Raw genomic sequence first — 22728 nt, 5'->3', positions numbered from 1 at the left:
CCCTTAGGCGGTCATGTTCCATAGCACGGTCTCGTGACGCATCTGGGCGCTGTCGGGGTTGATTGCCGCCATCAGAGCGGGTGCAAAATCCTGTTGCATGAATGCAGCAGCGGCATCCTTTGCGGATTTCATATCGGTCCAGACGACATAGTCGGTCCAGCGGCCATCTTCGCCATGACTTAGCTGGCGGTGGGTAAAGCCGGGAGCCGCGCGGACGAAGGCTTCGGAGGCTTGGCTTAGCCTGACGAACTGTTCGGGCTTTGTGCCGTCGGCAAGGGTAAAGGTGACGATTTCTGCGACATGGGTCATGTGGTTCTCCGTAGACCAGGTTTCGATATCGTCCTTCTAGGTGATATCAACTGACATAAACCTGTCAGTTGAGAAATGCGAGTCCGCAAAAAACGCATGATCCGTTCAATTTTGCGCGCGGATTTGATCTGTCGCACTTTTGCTGATGCCCGTACGGGCGTAGACACGGGGCCAGACATATTCACGGCGCGCTGCGCCGACGTAGAAGGAGACAAGTCATGCTCAACAATATTGGCCTTCCGGGTATCCTGCTGATTGCTGTTGTGGTTCTCGTCCTGTTTGGACGCGGCAAGATCAGCTCGCTGATGGGTGAAGTGGGTAAAGGCATTACCTCGTTTAAAAAAGGCATCAAGGAAGGTTCGGAAGAGCTAGAACAAGACGCGTCTGAGCTGGCCAAAGACGTCACGCCTGAGACTGACAAAGACAAGGTCTGAGCCTAGATGTTTGATCTGGGCTGGACCGAGCTTCTGGTCATCGGCATCGTCGCGTTGATCGTGGTGGGGCCAAAGGACCTGCCTGTGCTGTTCCGCAATGTCGGACGGTTCGTCGGAAAGGCGCGCGGCATGGCGCGCGAATTCAGCACTGCAATGAACGAGGCTGCGGACGAAGCAGGCGTCAATGAGATCAAGAAGGGCCTGAACGCGGCGACCAACCCGGTTAGTACAGCGATGGACGGGATCAACGAAGCCGCGCGCGACGTGGCCAAATCCATCGACCCAACCAAGTTCGACCCTGACAGCGAGACCGGCAAGCTGGCCACCGAGCGAGCAGAGCAAGCCAAGAAGATCCAAGCCACAACGGCGCGCGCTGCCGCTGAACGCAAGGCCAAGGAAGCCGCGGATGCGCTGGCCAAGGCGGAAGAGGCCGAAGCAGCGCTGAAAACCGAAAGTAAAACATGACCAAGACCGACGAGATCGAGGACAGCTCGGCACCCCTGATCGAGCACCTGGCCGAGCTACGTACGCGGCTGATCCACTGCGTTGTGGCGTTTCTGATCGGTATGATCATCTGTTTCACCGTGGCCACGCCACTGTTCAATTTCCTCACGCAACCGCTATGTGAGGTGCTGACCGAGCGTGGACAGGATTGCGGGCTGATCTTCATCTCGCCGCAGGAAGGGTTCTTTGTCGCCATCAAGGTTTCGCTGCTGGGCGGGTTCATTCTGGCCTTTCCCTATATCGGAATGCAGATGTGGAGGTTCGTGGCGCCGGGCCTGTATAAATCGGAAAAGAACGCGTTTCTGCCGTTCATGCTGGCCTCTCCCTTCATGTTCCTGCTGGGCGCAAGCTTCGCTTTTTATGTGGTCACGCCACTGGCCTATGACTTCTTCCTCGGTTTCCAGCAATTTGGAGCGGAAGGGGAAGCTGTAGCAGAAGGCGCAACCGCACCTTTGAGCGTGGTGTTTCAGGGTTCGGCGCAGGAATATCTCAACCTGACCATCAAGTTCATCGTTGCCTTTGGCCTGTGCTTTCAATTGCCCGTATTGCTGACACTGATGGGTAAGGCCGGACTTGTCAGTGCCGAAGGTCTGGGGGCAGTGCGTAAATATGCGGTGGTAGGCATTCTGGTGTTGGCTGCGATTGTCACACCGCCGGACGTGATCACCCAGATCATCCTCTTTGTCGTAGTTTACGGGCTCTATGAGATTTCAATATTCCTGGTCGCCCGTGTCGAGAAGAAGCGCGAAGAACAGTTGCGCGCCGATGGATACTACGACGATGAAGAGGCCGAAGCCGACGCAGACGTGATGCAGGATTACGAAGAGAACAAGTAACCTGTTCCAATAGCTTTAAAGGCGCGCCCAAGGTAGGCGCGCCTTTTTCAATTGCTACTCTTGTTGTGTTGATCGGAACATGGTTGAACTCCGCCAGAACATCCCGGAGGAGCCGATGGACGACCAAGCCCTGAATCGCATTGCGGACGCGTTGGAACGCATGGCGCCCGCGCCGCTGGCGACACCTGATTTCAACGCGGCCCCGGCTTTCGTCTGGCATGTCGAGCCTGACCGGCTGGAACCCGTCACACAGGTCAATCGGGTCGACCTTGATCTATTGGTGGGGATCAACCGCTCCCGCGATACGTTGCTGGACAACACGCGCCGCTTTGCTGCGGGTTACAAGGCTAATAACGCGCTCTTGTGGGGCGCGCGCGGAATGGGGAAATCCAGCCTCGTCAAAGCGGTGCACGGTACGTTGCAGGATGAGCATCCTGACCTGAAACTGGTCGAATTGCAGCGCGAGGATATGGGCTCGGTCGCGCGTTTGCTGAACCACCTGCGTGCCGCGCCGCACAGGTTCATCCTGTTTTGCGATGATTTGTCGTTCAGCCACGATGATCAGCATTACAAATCGCTCAAGGCCGTGCTGGACGGCGGTATCGAAGGTCGCCCGGAAAACGTTGTGTTCTACGCCACATCAAACCGCCGCCACCTGATGCCGCGCGACATGATCGAAAACGAACGCTCCAGCGCCATTAATCCGTCCGAGGCGGTCGAGGAGAAGGTCTCACTCTCTGACCGTTTCGGCCTGTGGCTGGGGTTCCACCCCTGCGATCAGGACGAATATCTAGCGATGATCGATCGCTACTGCGCCGCTCATGGCGTCAAGGTTGATCCCGAAACTCTGCGCGCCGAAGCCATCGAGTGGCAAGCCACCCGGGGGGCGCGCTCGGGCCGCGTCGCCTGGCAATTCTTCGTCGACCTCGCCGGGCGAAACGGCGTCCATATCGGTTAGTCCGCCCGCTTCATCTGGCCAGAAATACCTCCGCCGGAGGCATGGCCCGTCAGGGCCATTCTCACAACAGTGCTATAATCCGCGCCGCCTCATCCGCAGTGCTGGTTAATACATCCCGATCCTCACCGGGATGGAAACGCGCACGTACGGCGGTCGGCATCGGTGCAGGCACAACAATCGACACGCGCGGTCCCGTCCGCGCGGTCTCGGTCGCCCAACTGCGAGCCAGCGCCATCTGCGCCGCTTTGGTGGCGCCGTAGATGCCATAGAACTTCTCGCCTGCCTTCGGGTCATCGAAGAACACGGCATGGCCAGTTTCGCCCAACAAAGGCGCGACATACGGGATCAGAACCGAGGTGGCGTTTGCATTGATGCTGACTGCCTTGTTCCATTCCTTCGGATCAACGAAATGCACTGGCGTCAGGGCTGAGGTATGGATTGCAGTATGCAACCACAAATCGATCTTGCCCCAGCGATCGTGAATGCCCCGGCACAGGGTCGCCATCGCATTGGGATCGGTGATGTCCATGGGGGCCAGAGTGGCCGAGCCACCCTTTGCCTGGATGCGGTCATCCAGCTCTTCCAGCCCGCCCTGAGTGCGAGCGACAGCGACGATGTGATAGTCGGGGGCCAGCGCTTCGGCCAGCGCCGCGCCCAACCCACGAGAAGCCCCGGTGATAAGGGCGATTTTGGTCTGATCGGTCATGAGGGGGGTTTGAACCTGCACGCGCAGGGCGTCAAGTCAGGATCAGCTGCCGGGGATGTCGATCCTTCGGTTCTGGCCGCTTTGTCGCAGCACAACACCATTTTCATCAATGGCGACGACCTTACCCGGGCCGACACGACTGCCGGGTTTCACTTTCTTAATGCGCCCCGACGACATGCGGACCAGGGCTTGCAGGTCCGCCTTGGGCCCAAAAATGCCCAATACCGAGACCGCGTTCTTCTTGAGCGCTCCCGCCTGTGTGGCGGCGCTTTTCACCGTTGCGTTTGCCATGATCTGTGGCCGAGCTGCGCGCCCGGACCCCGTTTTGTGAGTGGTTTTCGGCATTCGGGTAACACGGGCTTTGCCGGACCAAAAGGCCGGCAGCACTCGGTTGGAAGCGGTTCGAATGCCGCATACCGAACCCTTTGCAAATGCAGCCTGTTCAGCAATAGGTTGTCGGCGGATTCTGACCTATGGCCGCTAGCGCAAGTCTCTTGGCCGGCGCCTCAGGACAAAGCGATTCGCCCAATCACCCCGAGGCAAGTTTCGCCGCGTTCCACGAACTGCCGACCACCTGCATATCCTCACGCTTTTTGCTGACCCGACTGCTGTTTTCCAGACTACCCAGATATTCCTCATCGACGCCGGTGACGTAGTTGCCGTCAAAGCAGGAACAGTCAAAGGCTTCGATCTCGGGGTTGCCTTCCTTGGCAGCCCAGATCAGATCGTCGAGATGTTGGTAGAACAGCGCATCCGCACCCAGTTCTTCGCGAATCTCCTCGATCTCTTTGCCATTCGCGACAAGCTCGTGTCGGGTGGGCATATCGATGCCATAGACATTGGGGTATTTCACCGGGGGCGAGGCGCTGGCGATATAGACCTTTTTTGCCCCGGCCTCACGGCACATCTGGACGATCTTTTTGATTGTATTGCCGCGCACGATCGAATCGTCGATCAGCAGTACGTTATGACCGTCAAACTCCAAAGGCACCGCGTTCAGTTTGCGACGCACGGATTTCTGCCGTTCTTCCTGGCCCGGCATGATGAAGGTGCGGCCAACATAACGGTTCTTCACAAGCCCCTCGCGATAGGGAATGCCTGTGATCTTTGCGGCCTCAAGCGCGACAGGGCGGGCGCTATCTGGCACAGGGATGATCCGGTCGATCTCAAGTCCCGAGTCCTGAATTTGCTTGGCCAGCGTCTGCCCCATTCGCATCTGGGTTTTGTAAACCGACACCCCATCCAGCAGCGAATCTGGTCGGGCCAGATAGACATACTCGAAGATGCAGGGTGTCAGTTTACCTTCAACGGCCTGGAACTCGTGCATATTGCCGTCGAGGTCGATAAGGATCGCCTCGCCGGGACCTAGGTCGCGCAGCTTGTCAAAACCGTTGATGCCGAATGCCACATCTTCGGACGCAAAGGCATAATCATCGCCGTCACCCGTTGCAGCACGTTTGGCAACAGACAAAGGTCGGATGCCGTAAGGATCGCGGAAGGCCAGCATCCCGACGCCCGCGACGAGGCAGATCACCGAATACGCCCCCTGAACCCGCTCCATCGTCATTTTGACACCGGCAAACAGGTTGCGGATCGGATCAGCATTACCATTGACCTTGATCGCATCAGCGACCTTGTCGGCCAGTACGTTCAGAAGGACCTCTGAATCCGAAGTTGTGCGCAGGTGACGGCTGTATTTGGCAGTTACCTTTTCGCGCTGTTCTTCGGTATTGGTGATGTTGCCGTTGTGAACCAGATAGATGCCATAAGGCGCGTTCACGAAAAATGGTTGCGCCTCGGCCGCGCTGAGCGAGCCAGCGGTTGGATAGCGGACATGGCCCATGCCGACCTTTCCCAACAGGGTTTCGGCGTCACTGGCATTGAACACGTCTTTGACGAGACCATTTGCTTTCTTCTCACGGAAGAACTCGCCGTTGTAGGTGACGATCCCCGAGGCGTCCTGACCTCGGTGCTGAAGCATCAGCAAGCCGTCATAGATTTCCGCAAAGACATCATGTGTCCGGCTTGCGATCCCCAAAATCCCACACATACACGGGCTCCAATTTCTATGACTTGCTTAGGATGGCGTTCAGGTCGGATCGGGTGCGGACGGGTATCTGAATGGTGTGTTTTGGTCCGTTTGCACGGGACTGAGGCACAAGCACGAAAGCGGCTAGCGCATAAGAAAACAGATACAGCAAGGTCGGCAGCTCCGATTCCATGTCGGTATGGCCTCCACATAATGCCAAACGATGCGTGTGTCATCAAAGGATCACATTCGCGATTTGACGCAGGTGCGAATTGTACACGCCGCGGGTTTAGGATGACAAATGTACAGACCTATGCTGTCATATCATTACGAAGGTTTTTTGCATGCAGTCCGGCAATACCTGGTGGAGCAGACGCCATGTGGCAACACAAGCAAAACACACCGAAGGACAAACCTGTCAAGCGGCGTTGCCACCGATGTCGTGGGGCAGGGCGCGCACCCTGCGAGATCTGCAAGGGAACCGGTGAAGTGATCAAGAGCCGAGACCAGTATGGCAAGCCGATCTCAAGCCGATGTGACGGATGCTTTGGCCTGAAGACCATCCGTTGCAATATTTGTGGTGGCGAAGGGTTTATCTGATTTTTCCGAACCAAACGCAAAAAAGCCCGGCTGAAACCGGGCTTCTCGTTGGAATTTGGTGTGATTAGCCCTCAGAGGCGTTGTCGGCGGTGCAGCTTGCGACCAGCTCTTCGTACTGGGCGGTAACCCAACCCAGCGCCGCCTCGGGGTTTTGTTCTTCGATCTGTCCGCTGAACTGTTCGAACACTTTGGCAGAGCGGCTTTCATCAACCATGGTATAAGACTGGCCGGTCATCACCGTGTCGTAGACAAAGAACGCGATGGCAACCAACAGGATGCCGCGGGCGATGCCGAAGAAGAAGCCAAGCGCCTGATCCAGCCCACCAAGCGCGGAACGCTGCACCAGTGAAGAGAATAGCGGCGTGAAGATGCTGACTACGATCAGTGCAATGGCGAAGACGGCGGCAAAGCCGGTAATCACCGAAAGCTCACAACTGTCGCGCAGGAATTCACCGACCACTGGCACTTCTTTGACCAGCGGCACAGCCTGCGGCGCAAAGATGAATGCTAGAACTGCCGCGGCGACCCAACCTGCGATGGCCAAAACCTCGCGCATGAAACCGCGCGAATAGGCCAGCAAGCCCGACAGCACGATGATCAGGGCCACAACCCCGTCAATTATTGTAAAACCTTCCATGGCCCTCGCCTGTTCGTTTTCTGCCCCTCAAGGCGCGACTTTACCCTGCTCCGAAGGTTTCGCCAACAAACCCCACCAAATCAGAGGGTCGGGTGAGTGTCAGACCTGCCACAGTGCCAGTTTTGCCACCTGCCGGAGCAATTGCCGCTGTGAAACCAAGTTTTTGCGCTTCTTTCAACCTGTTTTCGGTCTGCGGGGCTGGTCTAAGTGCCCCGGATAGCGAGATTTCTCCGAAAACGACCGTATCGGCAGGCAGGGCGGTGTCTTCACGAGCGCTGAGCAGTGCAGCAGCAACGGCGAGGTCAGCGGCGGGTTCGCTGACTTTCAGCCCTCCGGCGACGTTCAGATAGACATCGAGCCCGGCAAAGGGGATGCCGCAGCGTGCTTCGAGCACTGCAAGGATCATGGCGAGCCGCCCGCTATCCCATCCGACAACTGTGCGGCGGGGCTGGGAATGGGGGGACGGCGCCACCAGTGCTTGCAATTCGACCAGCACGGGGCGGGTGCCTTCGATACCTGCGAATACGGCGGAACCTGGGCTGGGTTTACCGCGTTCCGATAGGAACAGGGCCGAGGGGTTGGTGACTTGCGCCAGCCCTTTGCCGGTCATTTCGAAGACGCCGATCTCATCCGCTGGGCCAAAGCGGTTCTTAACGGCGCGCAGGATGCGGAACTGGTGCCCGCGTTCGCCTTCGAAGTAAAGCACGGTGTCGACCATATGTTCGACTACACGGGGGCCAGCGATCTGGCCTTCTTTGGTGACGTGGCCAACCATGATGATCGATACGCCGTGGCGTTTTGCAAATGTCGTCAGCTCATGCGCTGCGGCGCGCACCTGCGACACCGAGCCCGGCGCGCTGTCGACATTATCGGCCCACATCGTCTGGATCGAGTCGATGATGGCGAGGCCGGGTTTTTCTGCCTCTAGCGTCGTGAGGATGTCCCGAAGGTTGGTTTCAGCGGCCAATTGCACCGGCGACTCTTCCAGACCTAACCGGCGCGCGCGCATCCTAACCTGTGCGCTGGCCTCCTCGCCCGAGACGTAGATGGTTTTGACACCTTTGCGGGCAAAACGTGCTGCAGCTTGCAGTAAGAGGGTCGATTTGCCAATGCCGGGGTCACCGCCCACCAGCAGCGCCGATGCAGGGACAAGGCCGCCGCCGAGGACACGGTCCAATTCTTCAACACCGCAGAGGGTGCGGGGCGGGGGTGTTTCCTCGGTCGAGAGGTCGGTGAGCGCGATGGATTGACCGCGCTTGCCCCCGAGCGACTTCTTGGCTGGTCCCGCCGAGAGCGGGGCTTCCTGAACGATGGTGTTCCATTCGCCGCAGCCGTCGCAGCGGCCTGACCATCGTGTATGTGAGGCACCGCAGGCGGAGCAGGTGAAGGATTGTGTCTTTGCCATGTCGCCCTTGGTGCCCGAGGAAGGGCGGTTCTTCAAGCCCTTGCGGGCTTTCCTCACCGCCGGTGGCGCGCCACGTCCTCAGGCCCTTCGGGCCATCGTCCGCTGCGGGCGCTAGACGCGCCTATTCCGCGGCACGCGGCGGGGTCATCGCGACCACGCTGCCCGGTGTTTGATCGTCCGTGGGGGATTGCAATTGCGCCGACAGTTCCGGAAGCAGATCGAACAGCTCATCCCTGAGGCGCGCGAGTTGCGATTTGGCGATGGATTCCTCGATCTCGATGTCTCGGGTCCATTGGCGCAGCTCGTGCTGGATGATTTGGGCTTCCTCGATGCGCTGCTGGAATTGTTCGACCTCTTCCTGACGTTGCCGCAGGAAGGCACGGGCGCGTTCGACCTTTGTGTCCCCATAGGTCTCGGCCAGTTCCTGACTGATCTGGCTCATCTGAGCAGCCAGTTCCAGCACCTGCGGTTCGAGCCCCTGCAAATCGGGGTGATCGCGCAGGAAGGCCATGCGCTCTTTCACCGCGTCGAATTCGGAGGCCAGCGCAAAGGCGCCGCTGCGGTCGGCGGCATGGGCGACCTGATAGGCCCCGGCCACGTCCTGCATATTCATTGTGAACTTACGATGGGTGTTTTCAAGCGCCATCATGCGGGCGTTCGATGGCAGATAGAAGACCAGCATCAGGATCAGGGCGGTCAATCCGGCCTGAACATATACGCCTGCGTCAATCGTTGCACCGTTGCTGAGACCGGCCTGCAACGAGAGCCAGGGCAGGATGCCAATCGCGGATAAAATGGTGGTCGTCACCGCGAACAATGCTGCGGCGCAGATCAGGAAAAAAGTGAGCCTTAATAAGGTATTCTGAAATTGCAATGTTATTGTGTGGAGGGCGGCCATGATCGTCGTTCTCCTTCTTCAACCGGTACAAAAACCGGGCCGAAGCGGAAGGTTAAACAGACGCGAAGTGATCCGCTACGGACCCGAAAACTACAAAATTTACTGCTCGAAATATAAAGATGATACTCAGAAATCTGTTTTCAATCAATTAGGTCTGAGGTTTTCGTGATCCAAATGTCATCTCTGTAATATGGCCCAGTGCAAGTGAGGCCAGAATGCAGCCGGTGAACAGGTAGAGACCCCATGCGGTTTCGATGGTGGCGTATGAGATGCCTTTGGCCAGCGTGATGTAGAGCGCGATGAGGAAGATATCGGCCATCGCCAGCTTGCCGAGGATGTTGAGCGCGGGCTGGACGCGCGGGTCCAGCAGGTTCCATTGGATCAGCGCGGTGCCGATGGTTTTGACGTAGGGCGCGAAGAGGGCGAAGACGGTAACGATCAACGCGAGGAAGATGTCGGACTTCCACAAGGACTGGAGCCCGGTGATGACGCTGATTTCACTGAGGCCGAAGATCGGGAGGAGACCGGCGCGCATCAGCGGGGCGAACCACGCGATGGGGTAGAGGATCAGGAGGGATAGGGTGGCAAGGCGGAGGGTCATGAACAAGAATTTTGATAAGGCAGTTGAATACTTAATGAGTGGAGGTATCTGCGGCAAGTTCTGAGTTGCGGTCGCTTGAGTTGAGTGTAAGTTTAAGTAAGTCCTAAATTAATCAGCTTTAGATTGCAGTGCCTGACCCAATAATAAAGATCGTAAATGGCCCATCCGCATTTAATAAAGGAACCGTTGCTGCGGGAACTGACGGCTTAAATGCTGTCTTTTCAGCTGCGAGTGCGGCAGCAGACAGGTTGCCGTTTGACCGAGAGCAGCTCTTTGGTGTTTTGCATTTCCGACTTTACGAAACGGATCGCGCACGAAGAAGAGCGGTATGGTTTGGTGGCCGTCTATTCAACAGGTTTTCTGGCGAAGATCCCGGCTACATCCCGGTTTCCGGAACACATCTTCGCCAAGTGTTTGATGCAATACGCATTCAAACCCCCGACTTTGTGATAAGCGCAGGGCAATATCTATTGCGCTATGACTACGCTAAGCGCGCGTATGATCAGTTAAAGCAGGATCGTGAGGCGGAGAGAGCTTAACGCACCGCCTCAATCGGCCCCTCGGCACTGCCGCTGATGAACTGCTCCACATAAGGATCGCCCGAGGCGTCCATCTGGCCGACCGGGCCGGTCCACTGGATCACGCCTCCGTGCAGCATGGCGACGTTGTCGGCAATCGCGCGGACCGAGCTCATGTCGTGGGTGATGGTCATCGCGGTGGCGCCCATCTCGGTCACGATTTCGCGGATCAGGTCGTTGATGACGCCGGACATGATGGGGTCGAGGCCGGTGGTAGGCTCATCGAAAAAGATGATCTCGGGCTCGGCGGCGATGGCGCGGGCGAGGCCGACGCGTTTTTGCATGCCGCCCGACAGCTCGGCCGGGAACCGGTCAGCAACGTTGGATTTCAGGCCCACGCGGCGCAGTTTCTCGATGGCGATTTCGCGGGCTTCATCAGCGGGGCGTTTCAACGAGCCGCGCAGCAGGCGGAAGGCGACGTTTTGCCAGACGGGCAGCGAGTCGAACAGCGCCGCGCCCTGAAACAGCATTCCAAAGCGGGCCAGAAACGCATCGCGGTCGCCTTTCGCGGCGTCTTTGCCGTCGACGTAGATCATGCCGCTGTCGGGTTTGATCAGGCCGAGGATACATTTCAACGCCACGGATTTGCCAGTTCCAGAACCGCCGATGATGACCATCGAGGTGCCCTTGGGGATCTCAAGGTTCATGCCTTGCAGGACGTGGTTGTCGTCAAAGGCCTTATGTACGTTCTCCATCCGGATCATAGCGAGAAGAACACCCCTGTAAGAACGAAATTGGCGGCGAGGATCAGCACGGCAGCAGCCTCGACCGAGCCCTTGGTGGCGCGGCCCACGCCCTGCGCGCCGCGGCCCGATGACATGCCGTAATAGCAGCCCATGATGGCGGCGATCACACCGAAGGCGGCACCTTTGACGAGTGACGAAACGATATCCCGCGCTTCAAGGAAATCGACGGTGTTTTTCAGATAGGCTGCCGGGTTGAAGCCCAGATTTTGCGTCGCGACGGTGTAGCCGCCTGCAATGCCGATGATATCTCCGACCCCGACCAGCGCTGGAACCGTGATCAGGGCGGCCAGCACGCGTGGGGCGGTGAGGTATTTCATCGGATGGGTGGACAATGTGACCAGAGCGTCGATCTGCTCGGTCACTTTCATCGTCGCAATCTCGGCGGCGATCGAAGACGTCACGCGGGCGGCGATCATCAGGCCGACCAGCACCGGGCCAAGCTCTCGCACCATGCCTATGGCGACGATCTGGGGCACAACGGCTTCGGCGTTGAAACGCGCGCCGCCTGCGTAGATCTGCAGCGCCAACGCGCCGCCGGTGAAGATGGCGGTCAGGCCGACCACGGGCAGGGACAACCAGCCGATATTCAGCAGGGCGATGCCGAACTCGCGCGGATAAAACGGTGGTCGAAAAATGTGCGAAACCGCGTCGAGCGCGAACAGCGCGACGCGGCCAAACGCGGCGAGCATGGTCAGGATAGAACGCCCCAGCTCACCCAGCAATGAAACGGGATTCATTCCACGTAGCCCCGCGAAAAGCGACTGCCGAGCGAGGTCAGAATTTCATAGCCGATGGTGCCAGCGGCTTCGGCCAGATCATCGACGGTTTGGTGCCCGTTCAGGATACGCAGGCGATCAGGTTTATACGGCAAGTCAGTCACATCCACGGTGATCAGGTCCATCGAGATACGTCCTACCACCGGGCAGGGCTGATCACCAGCGAATGTATCGATGCCGCCCCCAATGGCGCGATGCAGCCCATCGGCATAACCGGCCGCAACGGTCGCAATCTTCGACGGGCGGCGCGCGCTCCAGCTGTTGCCGTAGCCGACGGTCTCGCCCACGGCGACGTCGCGCACTTGAATCACCGGCATATCGACGGTGACGACCGGCTTGGCCCCGGCAAAGGGCATCCCGCCGTACAGGCCAATCCCTGGGCGGCAAAAGTCAAAGTGGAATTCCGGCCCCATCAGAGTACCACCCGTCGCCGCAAGCGAGCGAGGCGCATCGACGCCATCGGTCATCTGTTTGAACGTGTTCAACTGTTGGCGGTTCATAGGGTGTTCAGGCTCATCCCCGCAGGCCAAATGCGACATCACGACCAGCGGGTCCAGGGCAAGAGCTTCGTGCCGCAGTTCGGCCCAGTCCGCAGGCTCAAGCCCAAGGCGATTCATACCGCTGTCGAGCTGGATACCAAAGCCATGATCGGGCAGGGCCTGACGATGACGCTTGAATTGTTCGGGCGAGTTGATCAACGGCGTCAGATCATGCTGGCGCAGCAGATCCGTGTCACCCTCCATATGTCCGGAAAACACCGCAACCAGCGGGCCGGGGCCCACAGCCTCACGCACGGCCACGCCTTCCTCGGCAACGGCGACGAAGAATTTTGCAACGCCTTCCTCAGCCAGCGCAGAGGCGACTGGACCGGCACCTAACCCGTAAGCGTCAGCTTTGACCACTGCGCCAGTCTCAACCTGGGTCTTTGCGTCAAGCGCCTGCCAGTTCTGGGCGAGCGCGTGCAGATTTATCGTCAGATGTGCGGTACTCATAAACGCCGTTCATCACATAGGATTGGCCCAGGTCAAGGGGGAGCACCTTAATTCTTGGCGGGTTTATGCGCCTCATAGGCCGCTTCCAGCTCGGAACGCAGGAAATCCGCAAATATTAAGGGGCTAAACTGAGGTTGGCCGGTCCCGGGTAGGGGTTCGATGATTGTGCTGACATGAGGATCAAAGAAGAACGGAACGCTATATCGTTCACGGCCAGAACGGTTGATGACCCGATGCGGCGTCGAAAGCAGGCGGCCGTTTGACATCCGGTGCAGCATATCCCCGACATTGACGACAAAGGCGTCGGGACGGGACGGAACGTCAACCCAATGCCTTGACGGTGTTTTGACCTGCAAGCCGCCCACCTGATCTTGAGCAAGCAGCGTAAGGCATCCGAAATCAGTGTGCGGGGCCGAGCCGAATAGATCATCGGGGCTGGTCTTTGCTTGCGGAGGATAGTGAAGCAGACGCAGCCAGAATGTAGGCTCATCAAAGGCGGAAAGGATCGAGAAATCCTGCGCGTCGCAAGCGATCAGCGCGATATGCATCAATCTGCGTCCAAGGGCCGACATAGCCTTAACGTAGGTTTCCAGGGTGTCGCGAAAATCCGGTAGATCAGGCCATCGGTTTGGACCCGAGAGGTAGATATCGGGATCAACGCCAGCATCCTCGCGCATCATCATGAAGCTGGCGGATTGGTTGGGTTTTTTTACATCGGCCAGTGTTGAGTTCACATCTGTCGATGTGTTGATGGCGATGTATCCGCGATGCGTGTGGTCGACTGCGATTGCCAGCTTTTGATCCAGCGGCAGCGCGTGAAACTGTTTTGAGGCTTCGAACACATCGCGCATCAGCTGCGGGTCTATTCCGTGATCTTCGATATAGCCGAAACCAGTCGTGCCGTAGGCCGAACGAAACTCGGCCGCGATTTCCTCATCAGGGCGTGCACCCAGACGAATAACGGGGATCTCTGTGAATTCAGTCATGTCTCTCTCGCTTATAGGGGGAAGATTGCAGGGACAAAAATGCCCCCGGTCTATCCCGCAAAGCGTTTGCGGCGATGCCCGAAATGACGCGCCAGAATCACGCGCCGGGGTAGGGGATTGAGACAAGCTTGCATGGCCCGATCCGTACACATCGGACCGGGCAGGTCAAGGAATCAATAACCCTCGATTTGGCTATCCTGTTGCCAGGGTTTGACCAGATTGCCAAATCGGGTGAACTGAGCTTCGAACGACAGCTCTACCGTGCCGATGGGGCCGTGGCGCTGCTTGCCGACGATGACCTCGGCCTTGCCATGCAGGCGCTCCATGGCCTGTTTCCACTCTTCCATCTTTTCCAACTCGTGATCGCCGGGTTTTTCGCGTTCCTTGTAGTATTCCTCGCGGAACACGAACATCACAACGTCGGCATCCTGTTCGATCGAGCCCGATTCCCGCAGGTCAGACAGCTGCGGGCGTTTGTCGTCACGGCTTTCTACCTGTCGGCTGAGCTGTGACAATGCGATGACCGGGATGTTGAGTTCCTTGGCGATGGCTTTCATGCCCATCGAAATCTCGGCGATTTCGTTGACGCGGTTGTCGGCCATTCCGCGGCAGAGCTGAAGGTAGTCGATCACCAGCAAATCCAGCCCGTGCGTCCGCTTCAGCCGCCGTGCACGGGCAGCGAGTTGCGAGATTGGCAGGGCGGGGGTGTCATCAATGAACAGCGGGCAGGCTTCCAGTTCTTTCGCGGCGTCCACGAAGCGGCGGAACTCGGACTCGGTCATGTCGCCCTGGCGGATTTTGTGACTGGAGATCTCAGAAGCCTCGGCCAGAACCCGGCCCGCAAGTTGCTCGGCGCTCATTTCGAGTGAAAAGAACCCAACCACACCGCCGTCGATCGCACCTTCAGAGCCGTCCGGCTTGGTGCCGCGCTTGTAGGCCTTGGCCACGTTAAATGCGACGTTTGTTGCCAGCGATGTCTTACCCATCGACGGACGCCCGGCCAAAATGATCAGGTCGGACGGGTGCAGGCCACCCAATTGCTTGTCGAGATCGGCCAGACCGGTGGAAATCCCCGCCATGCCGCCACCGCGTTGGTACGCCTCGTTGGTGACGTTGACGGCTTCTGTGACCGCCTTGAGGAAGGATTGAAAACCCTGTTCGGTCTGGCCCTGCTCGGATAACTGATAAAGCTGTTGCTCGGCCTCGACGATTTGTTCTTTGGGCTCGCTGCTGACATCGACCCTCGCAGCCTTGTCTGAAATGTCCCGGCCCAGCCGGATCAGCTCGCGCCGAATGGCGAGGTCATAGATCATCTGGGCGTAGTCATGCACCGCAAAGGCACTGATTGAGGCACCGGCAAGCTTGACCAGATAGGCCGGACCACCCAGTTCCTTCAGGCCCTCATCCTCGGCCATGAAAGACTTCAGCGTGACGGGTGAAGCCAGCGCATTTTTAGCGATACGGGTCGACGCGACTTCGTAGATCCGCGCATGAACCGGATCATAGAAATGCTCGGCCCCAATAATCGATGCGACCCGATCATACAGATCGTTATTCGTCAGAATCGCACCCAGAAGCTGCTGCTCGGCCTCGATGGAGTGCGGCATTGTTTCTGGGTTCTGAATCTGTGCGGCGGCCTGCTCGATACTGCTGATCTCGTTCATTGCTGTTCTCTTTGTCCCCTGGACAGAGGCCATAGCGCGGCCCTGTGAGTCGGCGCAAATTGTATGTTTTCTGGGGATATGCTGTGCATATCTCTCTGCCCCATCATATTGAAGGATGAGGCAGGGTTGCGTCAACATCTTGTGGATGAAGCGATCGACGCAGCGGTCAGTGTTTCCATTCTGAAAACAGTTTGCGCAACGTCAGCTTTTATGTGCGTCCTGCCAACCGCGCGGGTCGTTCAGGAAGGCCTCGACGCCATCAAGCGTCTCTTCGTCAAAGGCCTTTTGCGCTTTGGCTTCCGCCAAAACATCCCACCAAGTACAAAGCGAGTGCAATTTTACGCCGTGATCGCCCAGCGTTTTCTCGGTTTCGGGGAAAATACCATAATAGAAGATCACAGCCGTATGCCCACAGGTCGCACCGGTTTCGCGGATCGCGTCGACAAAGGACAGTTTTGAGCCTCCATCGGTGGTCAGGTCCTCAACCAGCAATACCTGCTCACCCTCGCTCATCGCGCCTTCGATGCGGGCGTTCCGGCCGTAGCCTTTGGGTTTCTTCCGCACGTAGGTCATTGGCAGTGCCATGCGCTCGGCCACCATTGCAGCGAAGGGAATACCTGCTGTCTCGCCACCGGCGATATTGTCAAACGCTTCGAACCCCGCGTCGCGCATCACGGTAACCGTCAGGAAGTCCATCAGGGTCGAGCGGATGCGCGGGTACGAGATCAGCTTGCGGCAATCGATATAGGTCGGGCTTGGTAGACCGCTGGCCAGCGTGAAAGGTTCGCGGGAATTAAAGTGTACGGCTTTGATCTCCAGCAGCATCCGCGCGGTCAGGCGGGCGATTTCGGTGCTGTCGGGGAAGGAACTGGGGATCATGGCGCAAACCTCTGGGCTGAAAGGGTGTCGCAGGCTGATAGCCTGACCCCCGGCCCAGAGTCGAGAGGGCACGCCAAAAGAAAAGCGGACCCCCAAGAGGTCCGCTTGATGCCCTTGCGGGCAGAGCAGCCAAGGTGGGCTTGACTGCTCATTTCTCAGGCTCGCTTTCCGCAATCGGCAAGACCGTGCCTTCAATCTCGGTATCGACGTGTATGCGAGGCGAGGTAAGAAGCGCAACCACCATTGCCGTCACAAATGCGTAGGCTGCCGCGCAGTAACTGTAAACAGCGCCCAGTATTCGAAATGATGCGCTGTAGACTGCAGGTATTCTTAGGTCCGAGCCAGATCAGCAAGAGCGTCTCTCAAAAGGGTCAAAGCGTGGTCCCGCGCAGCGCGACGTACGTTATCCCGTCCCTGGGCTCCGAATTCCACGGTCTCGGTTCGGGTCGGTTGACCCTGTGCAGCGAGGCCAAAGCATACGCGGCCTTCGGGTTTGTGTTCGGACCCGCCGGGGCCCGCGATGCCAGTGATCGAGACCGCCAACTGCGCCCGCGAATTCTGCAGGGCGCCATTGGCCATTTCTTGGGCGACTTCTTCTGAAACTGCGCCATACGTCTCAAGCGTATCGGCGCGCACGCCCAGCATCTCTTGCTTCGCGGTGTTGGTGTAGGTGACAAAGCCGCGCTCAACCACGGCAGAGCTGCCAGGGATGTCAGTCAGTGCAGCGGCGACCATACCGCCGGTACAGCTTTCAGCAGTGGCGATCATCATGCCCTGCGCCTTGGCGCAATCCAGCAGGTCGACAACGGTCATAGACCCGTGACTCCATGTGAGATACCGGCGAGGACGACCACACCGATGGCTGCAAAGACCCCTGCGATCACATCATCCAGCATGACACCCATCGGATCTCCACGCCGGTCGGCCCAGCCAATGGGACCGGGTTTGGTAATGTCGAAGAGGCGGAACAAGAGAAAACCCGCGATCCAGCCGGGCCAGAGCGCTGTGATGTCTATCCCATGCGCCCAAGACGGGTAGGAAATCGCCCATATCGCGATGAACTGGCCCGCGACTTCATCAATGACAATTTCGGACGGGTCGTGGTCATCTTGTCCAGCTGTCATAACTCGCGTGGCCCACAGGCCCCCGAAGAAAACCGCGAGTGTTGAGATGACCAGCAAGGGGAAGCCACCCAGCGTATGCAGAACCCATGCCAGCGGCAAAGCAGCCAGCGATCCCCAGGTGCCGGGGGCAGGGCGGAGGTAACCGACGCCGCAGACGGTTCCGATTAGACGAGCCGCTGTCATGACTTCACCAGACAGGCAGTTGCGAGCGAGGCAATGCCTTCGCTGCGACCGGTAAAGCCCAGCCGTTCGGATGTGGTGGCCTTGACCGAGACCTGATCGGTGCGCAAGCCCATGATCCGTGCCATTTCGGCACGCATGGTATCGGCATGAGGGCCGATCTTGGGAAATTCGCAGACCAGTGTGCAGTCGACATTCGAGATCTCATAGCCCAACTGCCCAGCCAATTCGACTGCGTGGCGCAGGAAAATTTCACTCGCTGCACCTTTCCACTGCGGATCGGAGGGCGGAAAATGCTGTCCGATATCACCCCGCGCCAGGGCGCCATAGATCGCGTCGGTGACCGCGTGCATCCCCACATCTGCATCGGAGTGACCTTGGAGCCCACGATTGTGCGGCACCTTCACACCGCAGAGGATCACGTGATCTCCGTCACCAAAGCGGTGCACGTCGTAGCCGTTGCCCAGCCTTACATCCATATTCATACCCATTGTACGTTCGGCCCGGGCGAAATCCTCGGGCCGTGTGATTTTCAGGTTATCCGCATCGCCCGGAATAATCGCGACTTCGACTCCTGCAGCACGCGCGACTTCTACATCATCCGCCGCACCTCCGGGATGGGCTGAATGGGCGGCGGTGATTGTGCCGTAATGAAATCCCTGCGGTGTCTGCGCAGCGTAAAGGCCGGATCGATCCTGCGTTCCTGTCACCGTCGAACCGTCGCCTGTCCAGAGCGCATCCGTGACGGCCAAGCCTGGAGCAGCTGCCGCATGCGTGTCGAGTGCTTTAAGAACATCGCCGATTATCCGAGCGCTGACGCAGGGGCGGGCAACATCGTGAATCAAAACCTTTTCAACGCTGTACGCTTCCAAAGCCTGCAACCCGTTGCGCACTGATCCGGCGCGGTCTGCACCGCCGGGCGCAAGGATCAGGTTTGTCGCGCTGAATTCTTCCCAAACGGCTGTGTCCTCTTCGGCCAGCACCAAAACGACGTGATCAACCAACCCTTCGAAGCGATCAATCGTCCAATCGGCCACGCGCCGCCCAGCCAAGGCACGCCACTGTTTGGGCACTCCGCCTCCGGCGCGCTGGCCGCGCCCGGCGGCGACGATGATGGCGGCTGTGGTCATCTGAAAGGTCTCCTGATTGGGGCATTGTTTAGGGGGCGGTGAATGCAGAGGCAATCACCCGCGTCAATTTGCTTAAAAAATAAGCATATGATGATTTTGCGGGCTTGAATGCTCCCGTTTTATTGTTCATATGCCGCAATTTCGATATCAAATGCGCAACTGCTCAAGGATTAAGCACATTGGCCCTGCGTCTTGCTGAAAAGGATCTGACTCCTCCGGTGCTGCTGGCACCAATGGCCGGAATCACCGACCGGCCTTTTAGGGACCTTGTGATGCGCTTCGGCGCGGGCATGGTTGTCAGCGAAATGGTCGCCAGCCAAGAGATGGTACAGGCCAAACCAGGCGTACGTGAACGGGCCGAGCTGTCGGCGGATGTGGAAAACACCGCGGTGCAACTGGCCGGACGCGAGGCGCATTGGATGGCCGCCGCCGCCCGGCAAGTCGCTGACCGGGGCGCGCGCGTGATCGATATCAATATGGGTTGCCCAGCCAAGAAGGTAACCAACGGCTATTCCGGTTCGGCTTTGTTGAAAACTCCGGACCATGCACTGACGCTGATCGAGGCCGTTGTGGGTGCAGTTGATTTGCCTGTTACGCTGAAAACGCGGCTAGGCTGGGATGACAATCTGCTGAACGCGCCGGATGTGGCGCGGCGTGCGCAGGACGCAGGCATCCGGATGGTGACCATCCATGGGCGTACGCGCTGTCAATTCTATAAAGGCCGGGCAGATTGGCGGGCGATCCGGGCGGTGAAAGAAGCCGTCTCGATCCCTGTCATCGCAAACGGTGACATCGTCGATACCGAGGCCGCGCAAATCGCGCTGAATCAGTCCGGGGCCGATGGCGTCATGATAGGACGGGGGGCGCAGGGCAAGCCCTGGCTGCTGGCGCAGATTTGCCATGATCTCTATGGCGCTGCTTCTCCAACCATTCCCACGGGCACTGAACTGATCGAGATGGTGCGTGGCCACTATCTGGCGATGCTGGAGTTCTACGGTACTGATCTGGGCCTGCGCGTCGCACGCAAACATCTCGGTTGGTACATGGATGAGGCTAGAACACCCGCCACCTTGCGGCGGGCTGTCCTGACATCCCGCGACACCAATGAGGTGTTACGGCTTTTGGCAGATGCGCTTAGTGGCACGGCGGAGGCAGCAGCATGACCTCTGACCAGAGCATCTGGACCTCGCTTCCGGTTCCGGCGTTCATTATCGATGCCGAAGATCGGATATCGGACGTCAACTCCTCGGGTGAGGGGTTTCTGAACGCCTCCCGCAAGGCAGTGATTGGACACCCGGTCTGGGATCAACTCGCGGTTGACGCGCCGTTGGAAGAGGCGTTTCTGCGCGCGCGTCAACAAGGTACACCGCTGTTCGTGAACGATGTGGACGTTGGGTCGGGCAATCGCGCGCCGCTACAATGTGCGCTGCAAATCGCGCCGCTGATGGGGCATCCCGGTTCAATGATCATGATCATCTCGCCGCGCGAACTGGCCGGTCGGATGACCCGTGGCAACACTGTGAAATCGGCAGCGCAGTCTGCGATTGGTATGGCCGAGATGCTGGCGCATGAGATCAAGAACCCTTTGGCAGGGATCACCGGTGCGGCGCAATTGCTCAGCATGAATATTTCGCAGCAAGATCTTGAGCTCACTGACCTTATCGTTGAGGAAAGCCGCCGCATCGTGAAGTTGTTGGAGCAGGTAGAACAGTTCGGCAACCTGTCTCAACCCGATTTCAAACCGGTCAATATCCACGATGTACTGGATCGCGCGCGCAGGTCAGCGCTGTTGGGTTTTGGCGCGCATATGACGATTATCGAGGATTACGACCCCTCGCTGCCCTTGGCCTATGGGGACCCGGATCAGTTCCTGCAGGTGGTTCTGAACTTGCTCAAAAACGCTTCGGAAGCTGCTGATGGCAACGGTACAATCCGGCTGCGTACCTATTTTGAGCATTCATTCCGACTGCGGCGCAGTGACGGTTCGGGTCATTCGCTGCCTCTGCAGATCGAGATTATTGATGATGGGCCGGGCCTGCCGGAAAATATTCGCAGTGATATTTTCGACCCCTTCGTGTCAGGCAAGGAGAACGGCACCGGGCTTGGGCTGGCGCTGGTCAGCAAGATCGTTTCCGACCACGACGGCTGGATTTCGGCTGAATCTGTGCCCGGACGCACTAGTTTTCGACTGTCCCTGCGGCGTGCACCGAACGACGCGTATGAAAAGGAGAGCATCTGATGGATGGCACAGTTCTGGTTGCCGATGACGACCGCACGATCCGCACGGTTCTGACACAGGCCCTGACGCGGGCGGGGTGCAAGGTTCACGCGACATCTTCGCTGACCACGCTGATGCGCTGGGTAGCCGAAGGCAAGGGCGACGTTGTGATCTCGGATGTGGTAATGCCGGATGGAAACGGGTTGGAGATGCTGCCAAAGATCGCGCAGGACCGTCCTGGTTTGCCGGTCATCGTGATCTCGGCCCAGAACACCATCATGACAGCCATTCAGGCGGCTGAGGCGGAAGCTTACGATTATCTGCCAAAGCCTTTCGATTTGCCCGATCTGATGAAGCGCACCGCGAGGGCGCTGGATCAAAAGCAGCGGGTACAGGCTGAGCCGGTGATGGCCAGCGAAGACCGACCTGATGAACTGCCGCTTGTCGGGCGCACCCCGGTGATGCAGGCGCTTTATCGTCTGGTCGCTCGGGTGATGAACACGGATCTGTCTGTGATGATTTCTGGTGAAAGTGGGACGGGTAAATCTCTGATAGCACGCGCTATTCACGATTTCTCTGACCGAAGGACACTGCCCTTTGTCACCGTGACAGCTGCCGATTTGAGCGATTTGGAAGGCCCGGCACGGGTTATGGCGCGCGTACGTGGTGGTACGCTGCTGATCGATGAAATTGCCGATATTGATGATGAGATCCAGGCCCGTATCGTGCGCATGATGGACACGCCGGGCGATCACGTGCCGCGTTTCATGGCCACAAGTCAATCAGATCTGACCGACGCGATGGAAAACGGTCGCGTGCGGCAAGATCTCTATTACCGTCTCTGCGGTGCGACGATCCACGTGCCTGCGTTGCGCGAACGGGTTGATGATATCACCTTGCTGACCGATCACTTTCTGGCGCGGGAGGAGCGGGAAAGCGGCGCGCAGCGTCGCCTCAGCCCCGAAGCGGTCGAGTTGGTGCGCCGGTATTCCTGGCCCGGCAATGTCCGACAGCTTGAAAATGCGATCCGGCGTCTTGGTCTAACCAGCCGTTCTGATGAAATCTCGCGCACCGAAGTTGAGATGGTGCTGGGTAGCCAGCCCGAGGCCGAACCAGTTCTGGGTGATGGCGAGCGTGAGAAGCTGTCATCTTCTGTTGGTCGTCACCTGCGCCGGTATTTTGATCTGCACGGCAACATCCTGCCGCCTCCCGGCCTCTATCAACGTATTCTACGCGAGGTCGAGGCACCGTTGATCGAAATCGCGCTGGATGCGACTGGTGGAAATCAGGCAAAATGTGCTGATCTCCTGGGGATTAACCGGAATACGCTGCGGAAAAAGATTACTGACCTCGATATTCAGGTGACACGCCGTCGCAAACTGATGTAATATCGCCACACAAACAGTGGCATTCGGGTTCGACCCCGGGAACGACCACGATATATGGCGGTAAGCCGCGCAAGCGGCACATCAGAATGAGGGCAGACGGTGGCAACCCGGGCACAGAACGGGCCGATCCTATCGATCAACCGGTGGCGC

Annotated in this window: 26 protein-coding genes; 8 read left to right on the top strand and 18 right to left on the bottom strand. The window is 58.4% G+C overall.

Going from position 1 to position 22728, the window contains the following annotated elements; all coding sequences use genetic code 11:
* Nucleotides 1–3 precede the first annotated feature (3 nt).
* Nucleotides 4–309: a hypothetical protein gene (locus tag ACR0BI_RS03615; protein ID WP_170406158.1), complete on the bottom strand. Its 306-nt coding sequence runs from the start codon at nt 307–309 to the stop codon at nt 4–6.
* A gap of 218 nt (nt 310–527) precedes the next feature.
* Between ACR0BI_RS03615 and ACR0BI_RS03610 the strand changes: the two genes are divergently transcribed.
* From ACR0BI_RS03610 to ACR0BI_RS03595, 4 genes are all read left to right on the top strand, one after another.
* Nucleotides 528–743: a twin-arginine translocase TatA/TatE family subunit gene (locus tag ACR0BI_RS03610; protein WP_010440381.1), complete on the top strand. Its 216-nt coding sequence runs from the start codon at nt 528–530 to the stop codon at nt 741–743.
* Between the two features lie 6 nt (nt 744–749).
* Nucleotides 750–1208, top strand: coding sequence for a Sec-independent protein translocase protein TatB (gene tatB / locus ACR0BI_RS03605; protein WP_170396807.1), 459 nt, complete (start codon nt 750–752; stop codon nt 1206–1208).
* The gene (tatC, locus tag ACR0BI_RS03600) at nt 1205–2083 is read left to right on the top strand and encodes a twin-arginine translocase subunit TatC (RefSeq protein WP_170396809.1); all 879 of its coding nucleotides are present in this window, start codon (nt 1205–1207) and stop codon (nt 2081–2083) included. The genes tatB and tatC overlap by 4 nt, the downstream gene beginning before the upstream one ends.
* Before the next feature lie 115 nt (nt 2084–2198).
* Nucleotides 2199–3041, top strand: coding sequence for an ATP-binding protein (locus ACR0BI_RS03595; protein ID WP_170396985.1), 843 nt, complete (start codon nt 2199–2201; stop codon nt 3039–3041).
* 61 nt (nt 3042–3102) lie between these two features.
* Here ACR0BI_RS03595 and ACR0BI_RS03590 read toward each other — a convergent pair whose 3' ends face one another.
* From ACR0BI_RS03590 to ACR0BI_RS03555, 8 genes are all read right to left on the bottom strand, one after another.
* On the bottom strand, nt 3103–3747 hold the full coding sequence (locus ACR0BI_RS03590) for an SDR family NAD(P)-dependent oxidoreductase (protein ID WP_480561417.1): 645 nt from the start codon (nt 3745–3747) through the stop codon (nt 3103–3105).
* A 42-nt stretch (nt 3748–3789) separates the two neighbouring features.
* Nucleotides 3790–4038, bottom strand: coding sequence for a hypothetical protein (locus ACR0BI_RS03585; RefSeq protein WP_170396813.1), 249 nt, complete (start codon nt 4036–4038; stop codon nt 3790–3792).
* 238 nt (nt 4039–4276) lie between these two features.
* Nucleotides 4277–5797: an amidophosphoribosyltransferase gene (gene purF / locus ACR0BI_RS03580; RefSeq protein ID WP_170396815.1), complete on the bottom strand. Its 1521-nt coding sequence runs from the start codon at nt 5795–5797 to the stop codon at nt 4277–4279.
* Nucleotides 5798–5813: 16 nt separating this feature from the next.
* The gene (locus tag ACR0BI_RS03575; protein WP_170421970.1) at nt 5814–5969 is read right to left on the bottom strand and encodes a hypothetical protein; all 156 of its coding nucleotides are present in this window, start codon (nt 5967–5969) and stop codon (nt 5814–5816) included.
* A gap of 471 nt (nt 5970–6440) precedes the next feature.
* Complete coding sequence (locus ACR0BI_RS03570; protein ID WP_170406144.1) at nt 6441–7013, bottom strand: CvpA family protein; 573 nt, start codon at nt 7011–7013, stop codon at nt 6441–6443.
* Between the two features lie 40 nt (nt 7014–7053).
* Nucleotides 7054–8418 (bottom strand): DNA repair protein RadA, encoded by a 1365-nt coding sequence (gene radA, locus ACR0BI_RS03565; protein ID WP_170406458.1) that lies wholly within the window; start codon nt 8416–8418, stop codon nt 7054–7056.
* 121 nt (nt 8419–8539) lie between these two features.
* Entirely contained in the window at nt 8540–9316 is a 777-nt protein-coding gene (locus tag ACR0BI_RS03560) for a DNA repair protein (protein WP_170421961.1), read from the bottom strand.
* Between the two features lie 148 nt (nt 9317–9464).
* Entirely contained in the window at nt 9465–9917 is a 453-nt protein-coding gene (locus ACR0BI_RS03555) for a paraquat-inducible protein A (protein ID WP_170396825.1), read from the bottom strand.
* A 128-nt stretch (nt 9918–10045) separates the two neighbouring features.
* Between ACR0BI_RS03555 and ACR0BI_RS03550 the strand changes: the two genes are divergently transcribed.
* Complete coding sequence (locus ACR0BI_RS03550) at nt 10046–10456, top strand: hypothetical protein (RefSeq protein ID WP_170595441.1); 411 nt, start codon at nt 10046–10048, stop codon at nt 10454–10456.
* Here the strand turns inward: ACR0BI_RS03550 and ACR0BI_RS03545 are convergent.
* The 9 genes from ACR0BI_RS03545 to ACR0BI_RS03505 form a co-directional block, all read right to left on the bottom strand.
* A complete protein-coding gene (locus tag ACR0BI_RS03545; RefSeq protein WP_170396829.1) occupies nt 10453–11199 on the bottom strand; it encodes an ATP-binding cassette domain-containing protein in 747 nt (248 codons plus the stop codon). The genes ACR0BI_RS03550 and ACR0BI_RS03545 overlap by 4 nt on opposite strands.
* Nucleotides 11196–11978: an MlaE family ABC transporter permease gene (locus ACR0BI_RS03540; protein ID WP_170396831.1), complete on the bottom strand. Its 783-nt coding sequence runs from the start codon at nt 11976–11978 to the stop codon at nt 11196–11198. The genes ACR0BI_RS03545 and ACR0BI_RS03540 overlap by 4 nt, the downstream gene beginning before the upstream one ends.
* A complete protein-coding gene (alr, locus tag ACR0BI_RS03535) occupies nt 11975–13009 on the bottom strand; it encodes an alanine racemase (RefSeq protein WP_170800638.1) in 1035 nt (344 codons plus the stop codon). The genes ACR0BI_RS03540 and alr overlap by 4 nt, the downstream gene beginning before the upstream one ends.
* Nucleotides 13010–13056: 47 nt before the next feature.
* The gene (locus ACR0BI_RS03530) at nt 13057–13995 is read right to left on the bottom strand and encodes an isopenicillin N synthase family dioxygenase (RefSeq protein WP_480561418.1); all 939 of its coding nucleotides are present in this window, start codon (nt 13993–13995) and stop codon (nt 13057–13059) included.
* 173 nt (nt 13996–14168) lie between these two features.
* The gene (locus tag ACR0BI_RS03525) at nt 14169–15659 is read right to left on the bottom strand and encodes a replicative DNA helicase (RefSeq protein ID WP_170421945.1); all 1491 of its coding nucleotides are present in this window, start codon (nt 15657–15659) and stop codon (nt 14169–14171) included.
* 201 nt (nt 15660–15860) lie between these two features.
* Nucleotides 15861–16538: an orotate phosphoribosyltransferase gene (locus tag ACR0BI_RS03520; protein WP_480561419.1), complete on the bottom strand. Its 678-nt coding sequence runs from the start codon at nt 16536–16538 to the stop codon at nt 15861–15863.
* Nucleotides 16539–16868: 330 nt separating this feature from the next.
* Nucleotides 16869–17351, bottom strand: a complete 483-nt coding sequence (locus ACR0BI_RS03515; protein WP_480561420.1) for a CinA family protein — start codon at nt 17349–17351, stop codon at nt 16869–16871.
* A complete protein-coding gene (locus ACR0BI_RS03510; RefSeq protein WP_223117969.1) occupies nt 17348–17845 on the bottom strand; it encodes a phosphatidylglycerophosphatase A family protein in 498 nt (165 codons plus the stop codon). The genes ACR0BI_RS03515 and ACR0BI_RS03510 overlap by 4 nt, the downstream gene beginning before the upstream one ends.
* Nucleotides 17842–18972, bottom strand: a complete 1131-nt coding sequence (locus tag ACR0BI_RS03505; protein ID WP_480561421.1) for a bifunctional 2-C-methyl-D-erythritol 4-phosphate cytidylyltransferase/2-C-methyl-D-erythritol 2,4-cyclodiphosphate synthase — start codon at nt 18970–18972, stop codon at nt 17842–17844. Before ACR0BI_RS03505 ends, ACR0BI_RS03510 begins: the two co-directional genes overlap by 4 nt.
* A gap of 179 nt (nt 18973–19151) precedes the next feature.
* On the opposite strand from ACR0BI_RS03505, the gene dusB reads away from it, so the two are divergent.
* The 3 genes from dusB to ACR0BI_RS03490 are packed head-to-tail and all read left to right on the top strand — an operon-like array spanning nt 19152 to nt 22578.
* The gene (gene dusB / locus ACR0BI_RS03500) at nt 19152–20135 is read left to right on the top strand and encodes a tRNA dihydrouridine synthase DusB (protein ID WP_480561422.1); all 984 of its coding nucleotides are present in this window, start codon (nt 19152–19154) and stop codon (nt 20133–20135) included.
* Complete coding sequence (locus ACR0BI_RS03495; RefSeq protein ID WP_170396849.1) at nt 20132–21211, top strand: two-component system sensor histidine kinase NtrB; 1080 nt, start codon at nt 20132–20134, stop codon at nt 21209–21211. Before dusB ends, ACR0BI_RS03495 begins: the two co-directional genes overlap by 4 nt.
* A complete protein-coding gene (locus ACR0BI_RS03490; RefSeq protein ID WP_170465303.1) occupies nt 21211–22578 on the top strand; it encodes a sigma-54-dependent transcriptional regulator in 1368 nt (455 codons plus the stop codon). The genes ACR0BI_RS03495 and ACR0BI_RS03490 overlap by 1 nt, the downstream gene beginning before the upstream one ends.
* The last annotated feature ends 150 nt before the right edge of the window (nt 22579–22728 follow it).

This window comes from Ruegeria sp. E5 (genome assembly GCF_056534105.1).
This window is presented reverse-complemented; position numbering and strand designations above follow the sequence as displayed.